11 protein-coding genes and 1 riboswitch are annotated in these 13355 nt (G+C 71.6%); of the genes, 7 read left to right on the top strand and 4 right to left on the bottom strand.

The annotated features are described in order from the left end of the window. The first annotated feature begins 8 nt into the window (after positions 1-8). The 5 genes from JNW91_RS15035 (at position 9) to JNW91_RS15015 (ending at position 4626) form a co-directional block, all read left to right on the top strand. Positions 9-1583, top strand: a complete 1575-nt coding sequence (locus JNW91_RS15035) for an FMN-binding glutamate synthase family protein (RefSeq protein ID WP_203175771.1) — start codon at positions 9-11, stop codon at positions 1581-1583. Between the two features lie 215 nt (positions 1584-1798). Continuing rightward, complete coding sequence (locus JNW91_RS15030; protein WP_203175770.1) at positions 1799-2320, top strand: GNAT family N-acetyltransferase; 522 nt, start codon at positions 1799-1801, stop codon at positions 2318-2320. A 135-nt stretch (positions 2321-2455) separates the two neighbouring features. After that, the gene (locus JNW91_RS15025) at positions 2456-2893 is read left to right on the top strand and encodes a VOC family protein (protein ID WP_203175769.1); all 438 of its coding nucleotides are present in this window, start codon (positions 2456-2458) and stop codon (positions 2891-2893) included. A 66-nt stretch (positions 2894-2959) separates the two neighbouring features. Then, positions 2960-4147, top strand: a complete 1188-nt coding sequence (gene dinB, locus JNW91_RS15020; RefSeq protein WP_203175768.1) for a DNA polymerase IV — start codon at positions 2960-2962, stop codon at positions 4145-4147. A gap of 116 nt (positions 4148-4263) precedes the next feature. Next, a complete protein-coding gene (locus JNW91_RS15015) occupies positions 4264-4626 on the top strand; it encodes a hypothetical protein (RefSeq protein WP_203175767.1) in 363 nt (120 codons plus the stop codon). Between the two features lie 75 nt (positions 4627-4701). On the opposite strand, the gene JNW91_RS15010 is transcribed toward JNW91_RS15015, so the two are convergent. The 3 genes from JNW91_RS15010 to htpG form a co-directional block, all read right to left on the bottom strand. After that, positions 4702-5373 carry a LysM peptidoglycan-binding domain-containing protein gene (locus JNW91_RS15010; RefSeq protein ID WP_203175766.1) on the bottom strand — a complete coding sequence of 224 codons (672 nt, stop codon included), beginning with the start codon at positions 5371-5373 and terminating at the stop codon, positions 4702-4704. Further along, positions 5372-5543: riboswitch (cyclic di-AMP (ydaO/yuaA leader) on the bottom strand. (Overlaps the previous gene by 2 nt.) Before the next feature lie 154 nt (positions 5544-5697). Next, positions 5698-6351, bottom strand: coding sequence for a ThuA domain-containing protein (locus tag JNW91_RS15005; protein ID WP_203175765.1), 654 nt, complete (start codon positions 6349-6351; stop codon positions 5698-5700). A 122-nt stretch (positions 6352-6473) separates the two neighbouring features. Continuing rightward, positions 6474-8390 (bottom strand): molecular chaperone HtpG, encoded by a 1917-nt coding sequence (gene htpG / locus JNW91_RS15000; protein ID WP_203175763.1) that lies wholly within the window; start codon positions 8388-8390, stop codon positions 6474-6476. Between the two features lie 158 nt (positions 8391-8548). Between htpG and JNW91_RS14995 the strand changes: the two genes are divergently transcribed. Further along, a complete protein-coding gene (locus tag JNW91_RS14995; RefSeq protein WP_203175762.1) occupies positions 8549-9247 on the top strand; it encodes an SDR family oxidoreductase in 699 nt (232 codons plus the stop codon). A 113-nt stretch (positions 9248-9360) separates the two neighbouring features. Here the strand turns inward: JNW91_RS14995 and JNW91_RS14990 are convergent, their stop codons facing one another. Next, positions 9361-10812 carry a M28 family peptidase gene (locus JNW91_RS14990; RefSeq protein ID WP_203175760.1) on the bottom strand — a complete coding sequence of 484 codons (1452 nt, stop codon included), beginning with the start codon at positions 10810-10812 and terminating at the stop codon, positions 9361-9363. A 207-nt stretch (positions 10813-11019) separates the two neighbouring features. Here JNW91_RS14990 and JNW91_RS14985 point away from each other — a divergent pair. Then, positions 11020-13355, top strand: a 2336-nt coding sequence (locus JNW91_RS14985; protein ID WP_203175758.1) for an ATP-binding protein, incomplete at its 3' end; no start/stop codon positions are given.

The following is a 13355-nucleotide window of genomic DNA, read 5'->3' as shown; positions in this document are numbered from 1 at the left end:
TTCCGGGCATGACATGGGCCCGTCGAGCCGTACCCGCCGTCGCCGCCGCCGTGGCGGCCCTCGCCGCGCGGGACCTCGTCCAGCGCGACCACGCGCTGCTGCGCAACTTCCCGGTGCTCGGCCGCGCCCGGTACCTGCTGGAGGCCATCGGGCCGGAACTTCGGCAGTACATCGTGGCCGGCAACAACGAGGAGCGTCCGTTCACCCGCGACCAGCGCCGCTGGGTGTACGCGTCGGCGAAGCACCAGAACAACTACTTCGGCTTCGGCACGGACAACGACATCGAGTACACCCCCGGCTACCCGATCATCAAGCACCGCACGTTCGGCCGGGCCGTGCCGCCGTCGACTCCGGCGGCCGGGCACGACGTACGGCTGCCGTGCGCGAAGGTCCTCGGCGCGGCCCGCGGGCGAGCCCGCGCCTTCCGACCGGAGTCGGTGGTGAACATCTCCGGGATGAGCTTCGGTTCGCTCTCCGGCAACGCGATCGCCGCGCTCAACAAGGGGGCGGCGCTCGCCGGCTGCCTTCAGAACACCGGCGAGGGTGGCCTGTCGCCGTACCACCGCAATGGCGGTGAGCTGGTTTTCCAGCTCGGCACGGCGTACTTCGGCTGCCGCGACGAGCACGGCCGGTTCAGCATGGACCGGCTGAAGGACGTGGTTGCCGGCGCCCCGGTGCGGGCGTTGGAGATCAAGCTCAGCCAGGGCGCCAAGCCCAGCCTCGGCGGACTGCTGCCCGGCGCGAAGGTGTCCGCCGAGATCGCCGCGACCCGGGGCATCCCGGCGGGGCAGGACTGCGTCAGCCCGTCCCGGCACGCCGAGTTCTCCGACTGCGACAGTCTGCTCGACTGGGTGGAGTTGCTGGCGGCCGAGACGGGCCTGCCGGTGGGCATCAAGTCGGCGGTCGGGGACCTCGGCTTCTGGGAGGAGCTGGCCACCCTGATGCGCGACACCGGCCGGGGCGTCGACTTCGTGACGGTCGACGGCGGCGAGGGCGGCACCGGTGCCGCACCACTGATCTTCACCGACTCGGTGTCACTCCCGTTCCAGCAGGGCTTCTCCCGGGTGTACCGGGTCTTCGCCGAGCATGACCTGCACGAGCAGGTGGTGTTCGTCGGCGCCGGAAAACTCGGCCTACCGGACAACGCCATCGTGGCGTTCGCGCTCGGCTGCGACATGGTCAACGTGGGTCGGGAGGCGATGCTGTCGATCGGCTGCATCCAGGCGCAGAAGTGCCACACCGACACCTGCCCCACCGGCGTGGCGACGCAGAACGCCTGGCTGGCCCGCGGGCTCGACCCGACGCTGAAGTCGGTCCGGGCGGCCAACTACCTGGGCACGCTGCGCCGGGACCTGACCAAGGTCGCTGAGGCGTGCGGCGTCGAACACCCCGGTCTGATCGGCACCGACGCCGTGGAGATCCTGGACGGCCGCACCGCCTCCACCCCACTACAGGAGGTGTACGGCTACCGGCCGGGGTGGGGGCTGCCCTCGCCGGCCGATCAGGCGGAGATCATCCGGCTGATGACCCCGGAGGTGCCCCGGGGCGGCAGCGCCCCGCCGTCCGACACTGCCGTCGGCTGAACAGCCGAACGGGCCGGGCTTGGCCCCGGCTGGGTCGCGTCGGGTCGGCTCGGATCCCGGGGCATGTTCCCCGATGAGCCGTATACCTGTGCGTCATAACTATGACTCACAGGTATAGCCCATTCCGGCGAGATGCCCGCCGGACGGCCGGCTGTACGGCATTCGACGCGATAAACGCGTGGAGCCGCTGCCCGGGGTCCCCGTATCGTGGCGCGATGCTGATCAGACGCGAGACACCCGCCGACGTCGACGCGATCCGTGCGGTGCACGCCGCCGCCTTCACCAAGACCGACGGTGACGGCGTGCCGGTCGAGGCGACGCTCGTCGACGCGCTGCGCGCCGACGAGGACTGGCTGCCCGCGTACTCCCTGGTGGCGACCGATTCGGACGGCCAGGTGGTGGGGCACGTGGTGGCCACCCGCGGCCGGGTGGCCGGTGAGCCGGTGGCGTTGGGCGTGGGTCCGCTCGGCGTGCTGCCCGGGTGGCAGCGGCGCGGCGTCGGCAGCGCGTTGATGCACGCGGTGCTCGGTGCGGCCGACGCACGGGACGAACCGCTGGTCGTGCTGCTGGGGCACCCCGAGTACTACCCGCGCTTCGGGTTCCGGCCCGCCGTCGAGTTGGGCGTCACGCCGCCGCAGCCGTGGGGTCCGCAGTACTTCATGGCCCGACCGCTGAACGCGTGGCGCGAGTCGATCCGGGGCGAGTTCCGCTACGCCCGGCCGTTCGACGACCTGTGATCCCAGGTCCGTTCAGGTGGCTCGGCCATCGCCGCGAGGCGGCGGGCGAGCAGGCCGGCCGCGAGGAACGATCCTGTCCGCTATCCGCGAGAGACTGGGTCCATGACCGACCAGCTGAGGAAACAGGGAGCTGCCATGGCACGCGACGTGCAGATCACGTTCGACTGCGCCGACCCGGGCGGGTTGGCGACGTTCTGGGCCGAGGTGCTCGGGTACCAGGTGCAGGGGCCGCCCGGAGGCTTCGAGTCGTGGGAGCAGGCACTGGACGCGATGGGCGTGCCGCCGGAGAACCGCAACGACGCCTCGGCGGTGGTCGACCCCGAGGGCTCCCGGCCGCGGCTGTTCTTCCAGCGCGTGCCCGAGGGCAAACAGGTCAAGAACCGCGTACACCTGGACGTCCGGGCTGCTCCCGGCCTCGCCGGCGACGAGCGGATGGCGGCGCTCGAAGCGGAGGCCGGACGGCTCGTCTCGCACGGCGCCACACGGATCAGTCGGCACGAGCCCGCTCCCCCGCTCGCTGCCGGCCACATCGTCATGGCCGATCCCGAGGGCAACGAGTTCTGCCTCGACTGATCGGCCCGGAACCACGTTCGACCAGCTCACTGCCGCGATGACCGGACGTCATGCGAACATGTGTACGTGTCGCCCGGCGCCAGCATCCTGCACGCCGACCTGGACGCCTTCTACGCGTCGGTCGAGCAGCGCGACGACCCACGCCTGCGGGGGCGGCCGGTGATCGTCGGCGGCGGGGTGGTGCTCGCCGCCAGCTACGAGGCGAAGCGGCGGGGGGTACGCAGCGCGATGGGCGGCCAGCAGGCGCGCCGGCTGTGCCCGGACGCGATCGTGGTGCCGCCCCGGATGTCGGCGTACACGGCCGCCAGCCGTGCGGTGTTCGAGATCTTCCGGCGGACCACCCCGCTGGTCGAAGGGCTCTCCATCGACGAGGCGTTCCTGGACGTGGGGGGCCTGCGCCGGCTGGTCGGGTCACCGGCCGACATCGCCGACCGGCTGCGGCGGGAGGTCCGCGAACAGGTACGCCTGCCGATCACGGTGGGCGTGGCCCGCACGAAGTTCCTGGCGAAGGTGGCCAGCGGGGTGGCGAAGCCGGACGGGCTGCTGGTGGTCGCACCCGACGCCGAGCTGGCCTTCCTGCATCCGTTGCCGGTCGACCGGCTCTGGGGCGTCGGCCCGGTCACCGCCGCGAAGCTGCGCGAACGCCGCATCCGTACCGTCGGCGACGTGGCCCGGCTCGGCGAGGCGGCGCTGGTCTCCCTGCTCGGCGCGGGCGCCGGCCGGCACCTGCACGCCCTGGCGCACAACCGTGACCCCCGGCCGGTGCAGGTGGGCCGCCGACGCGGTTCGATGGGCGCGCAGCACGCGCTCGGCCGTACCCCACACACCGCGGCGGAGCTGGATGCGATCCTCGCCGGCCTGGTCGATCGGGTAACCCGGCGGATGCGGGCGGCCGGGCGGGCCGGACGCACGGTGGTGCTGCGGTTGCGCTTCGGCGACTACACCCGGGCCACCCGCTCGCACACCGTGGGCAAGGCGACCGCGGACACCACGCCGGTGCTCGCCGCGGCACGGGCGCTGCTACGGGCGGCCCAGCCCGAGATCGACCGGCGCGGCGTCACCCTGATCGGCGTCTCGGTGGGCAACCTCGACGACAACCCGGTCCAACCGGAGCTGCCCTTCCACCCGGACCCGGGGGCCGAATTGGACGCTGCGGTCGACGCCGTCCGCGACCGGTTCGGATCGGCGGCGCTCACCCGGGCGGTGCTGCTCGGCCGGGACGCGGGCGTCGAGATGCCGCTATTGCCGGACTGACCGGTCCCCGGTGACCGCGTTTCCTGCGATCAGGGACACATCACAGCAGGTCGGCGGTTTAGCCGACGGCTGACGGGTGACCCTTGGGGGGAACAGCCTGACGAGGGGGGCCCACGATGTCCGACGACACCAGCAACCGACCGAGCCGTCGCGTCGAGCGTCCGCACGACGTGACCGATCCTCTGCTCTGGCAGCTCGCGGTCGACGTGCTGAGCGCCCACGAGCCGGACGACGAGGGTCGCTGCCGCAATCTCCAGTGTGCCGGCCAGGGTTGGCCGTGCGAGGCCCGCGCCGGCGCCGAGGAGTCGCTGCGGCTGGCGCGCAGCACGCCCACGTCGGTCGAGATGGCCGTCGAAGGCGTCGGTGACGAGAGCCGGACCGGCCGGCCGGGCGAGGCGGTGTCGGCCCCTCGCTGGGGTCGGAACGCCGGGGCGGTGGCGTCGCAGCGAGCGCCGAAGGCGTCCGCCTCGGCGGCCTGACCCGCGAGCCGCGTACCGAAGCGACACACGCGAACGCTCGGCCGGTGACCCGGCCGAGCGTTCGCGTGTCGTCCGTCAGAGGCTGAGCCGCTGACCCGGGAAGATCAGACCCGGGTCGGCGCCGATCACCTGCCGGTTGCGCTCGTACAGCGCCTGCCAGCCGCCGGCCTGCCGGTGGTTGCCGGCGATCTCCGACAGCGTGTCGCCCGGCTGGACGGTGTACGTCTCGCCGCCCGCCGCCGGCGCGGTGCGCTCGTGGTCGCGCGTCGCCGGTTGCTCGCCGCGTGACGGCCGCTCCTGCGGCCTGCTGGGCTTCGGGGTCGACTTCGTGGACTTCGTCGACTTCGTGGTCCTGCTCGACGTGGTGGCGGAGCCGCCCGACGAGCCGCCCTTCTTGCCGCAGGTCGGCCAGGCGCCGATGCCCTGCCCGTCGAGCACCTTCTCGGCGACGGCGATTTGCTCGCCGCGGCTGGCCAGGTCGGCGCGGGCGGCGTACTTCTTGCCGCCGTAGCCGGCCCAGGTGCCCTGCGAGAACTGCAACCCGCCGTAGTAGCCGTTACCGGTGTTGATCTTCCAGTTGCCGCCGGACTCGCACTGGGCGATCGCGTCCCAGTTGACGCCGGCCTGCGCCGGGGCGGCCGGCCCGAAGAGGGCGACAGCACCGGTGACCGCTCCGACGGCCAGGGTGCCGACGGCGAGGCGGCGGGTGGTGACCCGTCGATGACGGGGCGTGTGAACAGACGTCATGTGATTCCTCCACGCCGGCGAGGTGAGCTGTCGGGTTCGGGCCGAGGAGCCCGGCCGCACGGTGGCGGCTTCACCCCGAGGTGACGTGCACCGAGGAACGTTGGGTCCCCCGCTCCTGCCCGGGTGACTGGGTTCCGACGACCGGGGGCAGGATTTGGCGTTGCCGGCCGTGGTGTCCGCAGTGGCGAACCCGACCGACGTTAGGCACGGTCGGTGACGATCGCCCACCCGCTGTGAAGTTCTTCACCGGGGCGCGCTCGGCGGTCCGCCCAGCGGTTGCGGGCCTGGTGTCACTGTGCAGTGACCACGATGGACCGATTGCGATCAGGCGTCGTGTCGCAGCCAGGCCGCGCTGCGGCGCAGCAGTTCGACGTGGCCGGGCGACTCGTACGACCGGGCGTCGTGTCCGAGGGCGTTGTAGACGATCCGGCTGTCTCCCACCGTGCGTGCCCAGACGAGCGGGTGGAGGACGCCGTCCTCCTCGTGCGCGTAGAGAGGTTCGAAGTCGACGCCCTCGACTCGCGCCAGATCGGTGTAGCGCTCGTCGAAGACCTCGATGTCGCCGAGCCCTTCGCTGATCGGATGCGCGACAGCGGTACGCCGGATGAGACTGGAACCGATCGGCGGGTGAGACGAACGGCCGTGTTCCCAGGCGGCGCCGATCGTGGCACGCCAGCTCGGTACCCGGGGAAACGCGAGGGTGGCGCTGTGGGTGGCGAGGAGATTGCCGCCACGGGCCAGAAAGTCGTCGAGCACGCCCCGGAAGAGCTCGTCCTCGGGGATCAGCGACGAACGGTCGGCGCTCGCGTTCACCACCAGCAGCCGGGCACCGTCGAGCGCCGTCGCGAGCCGGCCGACGGACGTCACGACGGCGGCGTGGCCGATGAGGTCCGCCAGTATCGCGCTGGTCTCGGGCAACGGGTGCCAGGGGTCGGCGTGCGGTCCCTCCCCGCTGAGGATCACGGTGTCGACAGGCATCAGCTCTCCCGGATTTGACGTTCGGGCAGGACATCGTGGATCGACGGTCGCGAGCCTCCGGGGAGGTGACCGGCCGGCGGAGCCCGCTGGTGGGGCGGCCCGCCGGCCGGAGGGCGAACGACTTACAGGGTGCGGGCCAGCCGGTCGGCGAGCGTCCGGGTGAAGCGGGCCGGGTCGGTCAGCTCGCCGCCCTCGGCGAGCACCGCCAGGCCGTACAACAGTTCGGCCGTCTCGGTCAGGGCCTGCGAGGAGTCGCCCTGCTCGTGGGCCTTGCGCAGCCCGGCGACCAGCGGGTGGCCGGGATTGATCTCCAGGATCCGCTTCGTCGACGGGATCTCGTGCCCCATCGCCCGGTACATCTTCTCCAGCGTCGGGGTGAGATCGTGGGCGTCGCCGACGACGCAGGCCGGTGAGGTGGTCAGCCGCGACGACAGGCGGACCTCCCGGACGCTGTCGGCGAGGGTGGTGCCCAGCCATTCGACCAGTGCGGCGAACTCCTGCCGTTGCTGCTCCCGCTCGGTCTCGGCCTGCTGCTTCTCCTCGTCGGTGTCCAGATCGACCTCGCCCTTGGCGATCGAGCGCAACGGTCGGCCGTCGTACGTGCCGACCCGCTCGACCCACACCTCGTCGACCGGGTCGGTGAGGAGCAGCACCTCGTGGCCCTTGGCCCGGAACGCCTCCAGGTGCGGGGAGTTCTCGATGGTGGCCCGGGAGTCGCCGGTGGCGTACCAGATGTCGGTCTGGCCGTCCTTCATCCGCGAGACGTACCCGGCCAGGTCGGTGGGCTCGGCCGGGTCGTTGGTGGACGCCACCGACAGGATCTCCAGCAGGGTGTCCCGGTTGTCGGTGTCGTCGATCAGCCCTTCCTTGACGACCGCGCCGAACTCGGTCCAGAAGGTGCGGTACCGCTCGGGGTGGTTGGTCTTGAGGTCCCGGACGGTGGCGAGGACCTTGCGGACCAGGCGGCGGCGGACGATCTGGATCTGCCGGTCCTGCTGGAGGATCTCGCGGGAGATGTTCAGCGACAGGTCGTGCGCGTCGACCACACCCTTGACGAAGCGCAGGTAGGTGGGGACCAGTGCCTCGCAGTCGTCCATGATGAACACGCGCTTGACGTAGAGCTGGACGCCTCGGCGGCCCTGCGGGGAGAACATGTCCAGCGGGGCGTGGCTGGGCAGGAACAGCAGCGCCTCGTACTCGAAGGTGCCCTCGCCCTTCATGTGCACGACCTCGAGCGGGTCGGCCCAGTCGTGACTGACGTGCTTGTAGAACTCGTTGTACTCGGCGGCGTCGACCTCGTCGCGGGGTCGCGCCCAGAGCGCCTTCATCGAGTTGAGGGTCTGCACCTCGCTGGTGGCGGGCTCGCCGTCGGCGCCGGGCCGCTCGATCCGCATCCGGATGGGCCACGCGATGAAGTCGGAGTATCGCTTGACGATCTCGCGGATGGTCCACTCGGCGGTGTAGTCGTGCAGGTTGTCCTCGGTGTCGGCGGGCTTGAGGTGCAGGGTCACCGAGGTGCCCTGCGGCGCCTCGTCGACGGTCTCGATCGAGTACGTGCCCTCGCCGGTGGACTGCCAGCGGGTGCCGCCGGTCTCGCCGGCCCTGCGGGTCAGCAGGGTGACGGTGTCGGCGACCATGAACGCGGCGTAGAAGCCGACGCCGAACTGACCGATCAGGTCCTGCGAGGCGCGGGCGTCGGAGGACTCCCGCAGCTGGCGCAGCAGTTCGGCGGTGCCCGACTTGGCGATCGTGCCGATCAGCCGGACCACCTCGTCGCGGGTCATCCCGATGCCGTTGTCCCGGACGGTGAGGGTGCGGGCGTCCCGGTCGACCTCGATGGCGACGTGCAGGTCGTCGGTGTCGGCGACGAGGTCCTTGTCGACCAGGGTGGCCAGCCGCAGCTTGTCCAGCGCGTCGGACGCGTTCGAGATGAGTTCCCGCAGGAAGACGTCCTTGTTCGAGTAGATCGAGTGGACGACAAGTTGGAGGAGCTGACGCGCCTCGGCCTGGAACTCCAACGTCTCGGCCTGGTTGCTCACACCGTCTCCCTTCTGTCACGTGCGGAGGTTCGCGCAAAGGATACGAGTCGTCACGGGGCGGGTGGTGACGGCATCGGGTCGTATTCCCGATCCGGACGGATCCGTGCGGTGAGCTAGCTGACTTTGCCTAGCAGAAGTCAGCTGGTTAACCTGGCCGCATGAAGATCACTGGAAGCACCGCCCTCGTCACCGGCGCCAACCGCGGCTTCGGTCGACACCTGGCCGCCGAACTCCTCTCCCGGGGCGCCACCGTCTACGCCGGCGCCCGCAACCCCGACAGCGTCGACCTGCCAGGCGTGACGCCGGTGCGGTTGGACATCACCGACCCGGCCTCGGTGGCCGCCGCCGCCGAGCTGGCCGGCGACGTGAACCTGCTGATCAACAACGCCGGCATCGATTCCCGCGCCAACCTCCTCGACGGCGACCTGGACCTCATCCGGCTGGAGCTGGAGACCCACTACGTCGGCAACCTGTCGATGGCCCGGGCGTTCGCGCCGGTCATCGCCGGCAACGGCGGCGGGACGATCCTCAACGTGCTCTCCGTGTTGTCCTGGGTGGGCGTTTCGATCCACGGGGCCTACAGCGTCGCGAAGTCCGCCGAGTGGGCGATGACCAACGTGCTGCGCATCCAACTCGCCGAGCGGGGCGTCCGGGTCGCCGGCCTGCACGTCGGCTACCTGGACACCGACATGGCCGCCACGATCACCGGCCCGAAGTCCGATCCGGCGGCGATCGCCCGGATCGCGGTGGACGGCATCGAGGCCGACGCGTACGAGATCGTCGCCGACGACATCAGCCGGCGGGTGCAGGCCGGGCTGGCCGGCGGCGTCGCCGCGCTCTACCCGCAGCTCCCCTGACCTCGCGCTCGACCGGGGTCACCGCCGACAGCGCGGCGCGACCCCGCGCGGGCACGCGCTCAACGGGTCGGGCGGGGCGAACGTGGGCCGCTCGCCTCCACCCGACGCATCCGTCAGCTCGCCTGCAAGGCCACGTCGTCGATCACGAAGCTGGTCTGCAGCGAGGCGTCCTCGGTGCCGGTGAACCTCAGCGTCACCGTCTGGCCGGCCAACCCGGCCACGCCGAAGCTGCGCTGGACGTAGCCGGCCGCGGCGTTGAGGTTCGAGTACGTCGCCAGCGTGGTCGAACCCACCTGCACGGTGAGCTTGTCGTACGCCGTGGAGCCGGTGGTCTCGGCGGTGTCGACGTGCAGCCAGAACGACAGCGTGTAGCTGGCGCACCCGGCCGGCACGGTCACCGACTGGGACAGGGTCTCGGTGCGGGTGCTGCCGTACCCGTTGAGCCACGCCTTGTACGACCCGGTCCGGGCCGGCTGGCTGCTGGAGTTGGTGATCACGCCGGAGGACGCGGTCCACGGCGTGCTGCCGCTCTCGAACCCGCCGTTGCCGATCACCTGGCCGCCGGCGCAGCCCGGGGTGCCGCCGCCCACGGCGAGCTGCCACAGCGCGTACGCGACGCCGTCCGCCGAGCGGTTCAGCACCGTGGCGCTGACGTTGGCGGTGGTGTCGCAGGCGCGGTGGTAGCAGGGGTCGTACGCGGAGTTGGCCGTGCCACCCCACTTGGCCGCCTGGGCGCTGGTCTTGCGGGCGCTGGCACCCGCCGCGTAGCCGGAGGTGGGGATGCCGGCCTGCTGGAAGTAGTAGTCGTCGGAGCGGCCCTGACCCTCGACGTTCTCCTCCGGTTGCAGACCCAACGAGTCCCAGTACGCCTTCAGGGGCGCCGCCGTGGTCGAGGTGACCCGGTTGATGAAGTAGCCACCGTTGGTCGAGCCGACCATGTCGAAGTTGTAGTAGCCCTTGATGTAGCCGCGCTGGGTGGCGTTGAGCGAGTTGACGTAGAACCGGGAGCCGTTGAGCCCCTGCTCCTCGTCGGTCCACCAGGCGAAGCGGACCCGCTTGGTCATGGTCGGGTTCTGCGCGGCCAGGACCAGCGCGTTCTCCAGCAGGGTCGCCGAGCCGGTGCCGTTGTCGTTGATGCCCGGGCCGGCCGAGACACCGTCGAGGTGGGCACCGAACATGACCACCTGGTCGGACGGGCCGCCGGGCCACTCCGCGATGAGGTTGTTCGAGGGGTACGTGCAGCTGGAGCAGTACTGCTCGCTGACCGTGTACCCGGCCGACTGAAGCCTGGTCTTGACGTAGCTGAGCGAGGCGGTGTAGCCGGCCGAGCCGGCCCGCCGGTTGCCGCCGTTGCTGGTGGCGATGGAGTTGAACTGGGTCAGGTGCGCCTGGACGTTGGTGACGGAGATGTCCGGTGCGGCCAGGGCGGCGGCGGGCGCGGCGATCGGCCGGGCCACCGTCGTCGTGGTGTGGGGTGCCGCGGTCACCGGCTGGGCGGCCAGCGTCACCGTCATCCCGGCGAACACGGCGAGCGCGGTTCCCGCGCTCAGCGTTCTGCCTCTCATGGGGGCTCCTCGGGGGGGTTGGAGAGATAACCGAGACACTGACAGATGTCGATTTGTTGAGCATCGGTCGTTCGTCCGGAACCACCGCCGGTTCGACGGTAGGTGCCGGCGTCAGCACAGGTGAGTAGAGATGCCAGGATGGGTAGGTAACACCAGCAAGGGTCGACAGGCCCAGAACGGGGGGCTTGCGATGGGGCCGGGTCGAACGTGACACGACCCAGCACGGACCTCTTCACCGAGGGCGGCGACACCGGTCGGCTGATGGCGGACCTGGACTGGGCCGGCACCCCGCTCGGTCCGGTCAGCGACTGGTCGCAGAGCCTGCGCGCCGCGGTCCGGGTGGTGCTCTCCTCCCGCTACCCGATGCTGCTGCTCTGGGGCGACCGCTTCTCCCAGCTCTACAACGACGCGTACTCCGCGTTGATCGGCGACAAACACCCGGCCGCGCTCGGCGGCGACGTGCGCGTGACCCTGGCCGAGGGCTGGGACGTCCTCGCCCCGCTGATCGAACAGGCCATGGCCACCGGGGTCGCCAGCTGGGTGCCCGCCCTGCGGTTGCTGCTGGAACGGGCCGGCTACCGCGAGGAGGCGTACTTCAGCGTCTCGCACGCCCCGGCCCGCGACGACGACGGTCGCACCGTCGGCGTGCTGACCGTGTGCAGCGAGGTCACCGAGCAGGTGGTCGGCGAACGCCGGCTGCGGCTGCTGCGCGACCTTTCCGTAGGCGGCGACGGACGCACCGTCGACGTGGACGCCACCTGCGCCCGCCTGATCTCCGCGATCGGCGGTCACTCGCTGGACGTGCCGTTCGCCGCCATCTACCTACGCGACGGGGCGGTTCTACGGCGAGCTGCCTGCGTCGGCGGCGAGCCGGACAGCGCCACCGTGGCGCAGGGGCTCCCGGACGATGTGGACCTGAACGACCCGGCCCCGGCCTGGCGCGCGTGGGGGCTGCCGGACGCCGCCGAGGGTCGACCGACCGAGGTGAGCGGTGTCGCCGAGCGACTGACCCTGTCGGGCGGCGCGTTTGACGACCCGGTCCGCGCCGCGCTGGCGCTGCCGCTGCCGTCAGCCGACCAGGAGCAGCCGCTCGGCGTCCTGCTCGCCGGGGTCAGCCCCAGCCGCGGGCTGGACGAGTCGTACCGGTCCTTCTACCAGCTGCTGGCCCAGCAGGTGTCCGTGGCGCTGCGCAACGCGCAGGAGTACGAGCAGGAGCGCCGCCGGGCCGAGGCGCTGGCCGAGCTGGACCGGGTGAAGACCAGTTTCTTCACCAACGTCAGCCACGAGTTCCGCACCCCGCTGACCCTCATGCTCGGCCCGCTCGGCGACGCGCTCACCGACGCCGCCGCCCCGCTCGCGCCGGTGCAGCGCGAGCGGGTGGAGACCGCGTGGCGCAACGCCACCCGGCTGCTGACCCTGGTCAACAGCCTGCTGACCTTCTCCAGCCTGGAGGCCGGGCGGGCCTCCAGCGACGCCCGCGTGATCGACCTCGCGGCGCTCACCGCCGAGTTGACCGGCGTCTTCCGGGCGGCCGTCGAGCGGGCCGGGCTGGTGCTGGAGGTCGACTGCCCACCGCTGCCCGGCCCCGTCACGGTGGACCCGGTCAACTGGGAACGAATCGTCACCAACCTGCTCTCCAACGCGCTGAAGTACACCTTCATCGGGCGGATCCGGGTCGCGCTGGACTCCGACGACGAGGAGGTCCGGCTCACCGTCACGGACACCGGCATCGGCATCGCCGAGCAGGACCTGCCGAAGCTCTTCGAACGGTTCCACCGGGTGCAGGGCACCCGCTCCCGCAGTCACGAGGGCACCGGAATCGGCCTGGCCCTGGTCCACGAGCTGACCCGCCTGGAGGGTGGGCAGGTGCGAGTGACCAGCCGGGTCGGCGTCGGCACCACCTTCACGGTGGCGCTGCCCTGGTCGGCGTCGCGTCGTGCCGCGGTGACCGGCCCACCAACGGGCGGGCAGGGTGACGCGGCCCGCGCGGCCGCCACCGAGGCGATGGGCTGGCTGACCGAACCGACCGCCGGTGTGGAGCAGGCCGCCGCGGTGACCGGTCCGGCCGCCGACGAGCTGGCCGGGGCGGACATCCTGCTGGCCGACGACAACAGCGACATGCGGGCGTACCTGAGTCGCCTGCTCACCGGACAGGGCTGGCGGGTGCGGGCGGTCAGCGACGGCCGGCAGGCCCTGGACGCGATCCGCCGCGACCCGCCGGACGTGGTCCTCACCGACGTGATGATGCCGGTGCTCGACGGCTTCGACCTGGTCCGCCAGTTGCGCGCGGACCCGGCGACCCGGACCCTGCCGGTGCTGGTGCTCTCCGCCCGCGCCGGCGAGGAGGCCAGCGTGGCGGGCCTCAGCCTGGGCGCCGACGACTACCTGGTGAAACCGTTCGCCGCCGCCGAACTGATCGCCCGGGTGCGGGTCGCCATCCGCCGCACCCGCGCCGTCGCGGCCCTGGTGAAACCGTTCGCCGCCGCCGAACTGATCGCCCGGGTGCGGGTCGCCATCCGCCGCACCCGCGCCGTCGCGGCGAG

The organism is Micromonospora parastrephiae, assembly GCF_016802865.1.
Lineage (GTDB): Bacteria > Actinomycetota > Actinomycetes > Mycobacteriales > Micromonosporaceae > Micromonospora > Micromonospora parastrephiae.
This window is presented reverse-complemented; position numbering and strand designations above follow the sequence as displayed.

What these genes read in the sequence shown, in the direction of transcription:
- JNW91_RS14990 (WP_203175760.1), bottom strand. Translation starts at nt 10,812, where the DNA reads ATGAGAGGCAGAACGCTGAGCGCGGGAACCGCGCTCGCCGTGTTCGCC.
- JNW91_RS15030 (WP_203175770.1), top strand. Translation starts at nt 1,799, where the DNA reads ATGCTGATCAGACGCGAGACACCCGCCGACGTCGACGCGATCCGTGCG.
- JNW91_RS15010 (WP_203175766.1), bottom strand. Translation starts at nt 5,373, where the DNA reads ATGACGTCTGTTCACACGCCCCGTCATCGACGGGTCACCACCCGCCGC.
- JNW91_RS14995 (WP_203175762.1), top strand. Translation starts at nt 8,549, where the DNA reads ATGAAGATCACTGGAAGCACCGCCCTCGTCACCGGCGCCAACCGCGGC.
- JNW91_RS15015 (WP_203175767.1), top strand. Translation starts at nt 4,264, where the DNA reads ATGTCCGACGACACCAGCAACCGACCGAGCCGTCGCGTCGAGCGTCCG.
- JNW91_RS15025 (WP_203175769.1), top strand. Translation starts at nt 2,456, where the DNA reads ATGGCACGCGACGTGCAGATCACGTTCGACTGCGCCGACCCGGGCGGG.
- JNW91_RS15035 (WP_203175771.1), top strand. Translation starts at nt 9, where the DNA reads ATGACATGGGCCCGTCGAGCCGTACCCGCCGTCGCCGCCGCCGTGGCG.
- JNW91_RS15005 (WP_203175765.1), bottom strand. Translation starts at nt 6,351, where the DNA reads ATGCCTGTCGACACCGTGATCCTCAGCGGGGAGGGACCGCACGCCGAC.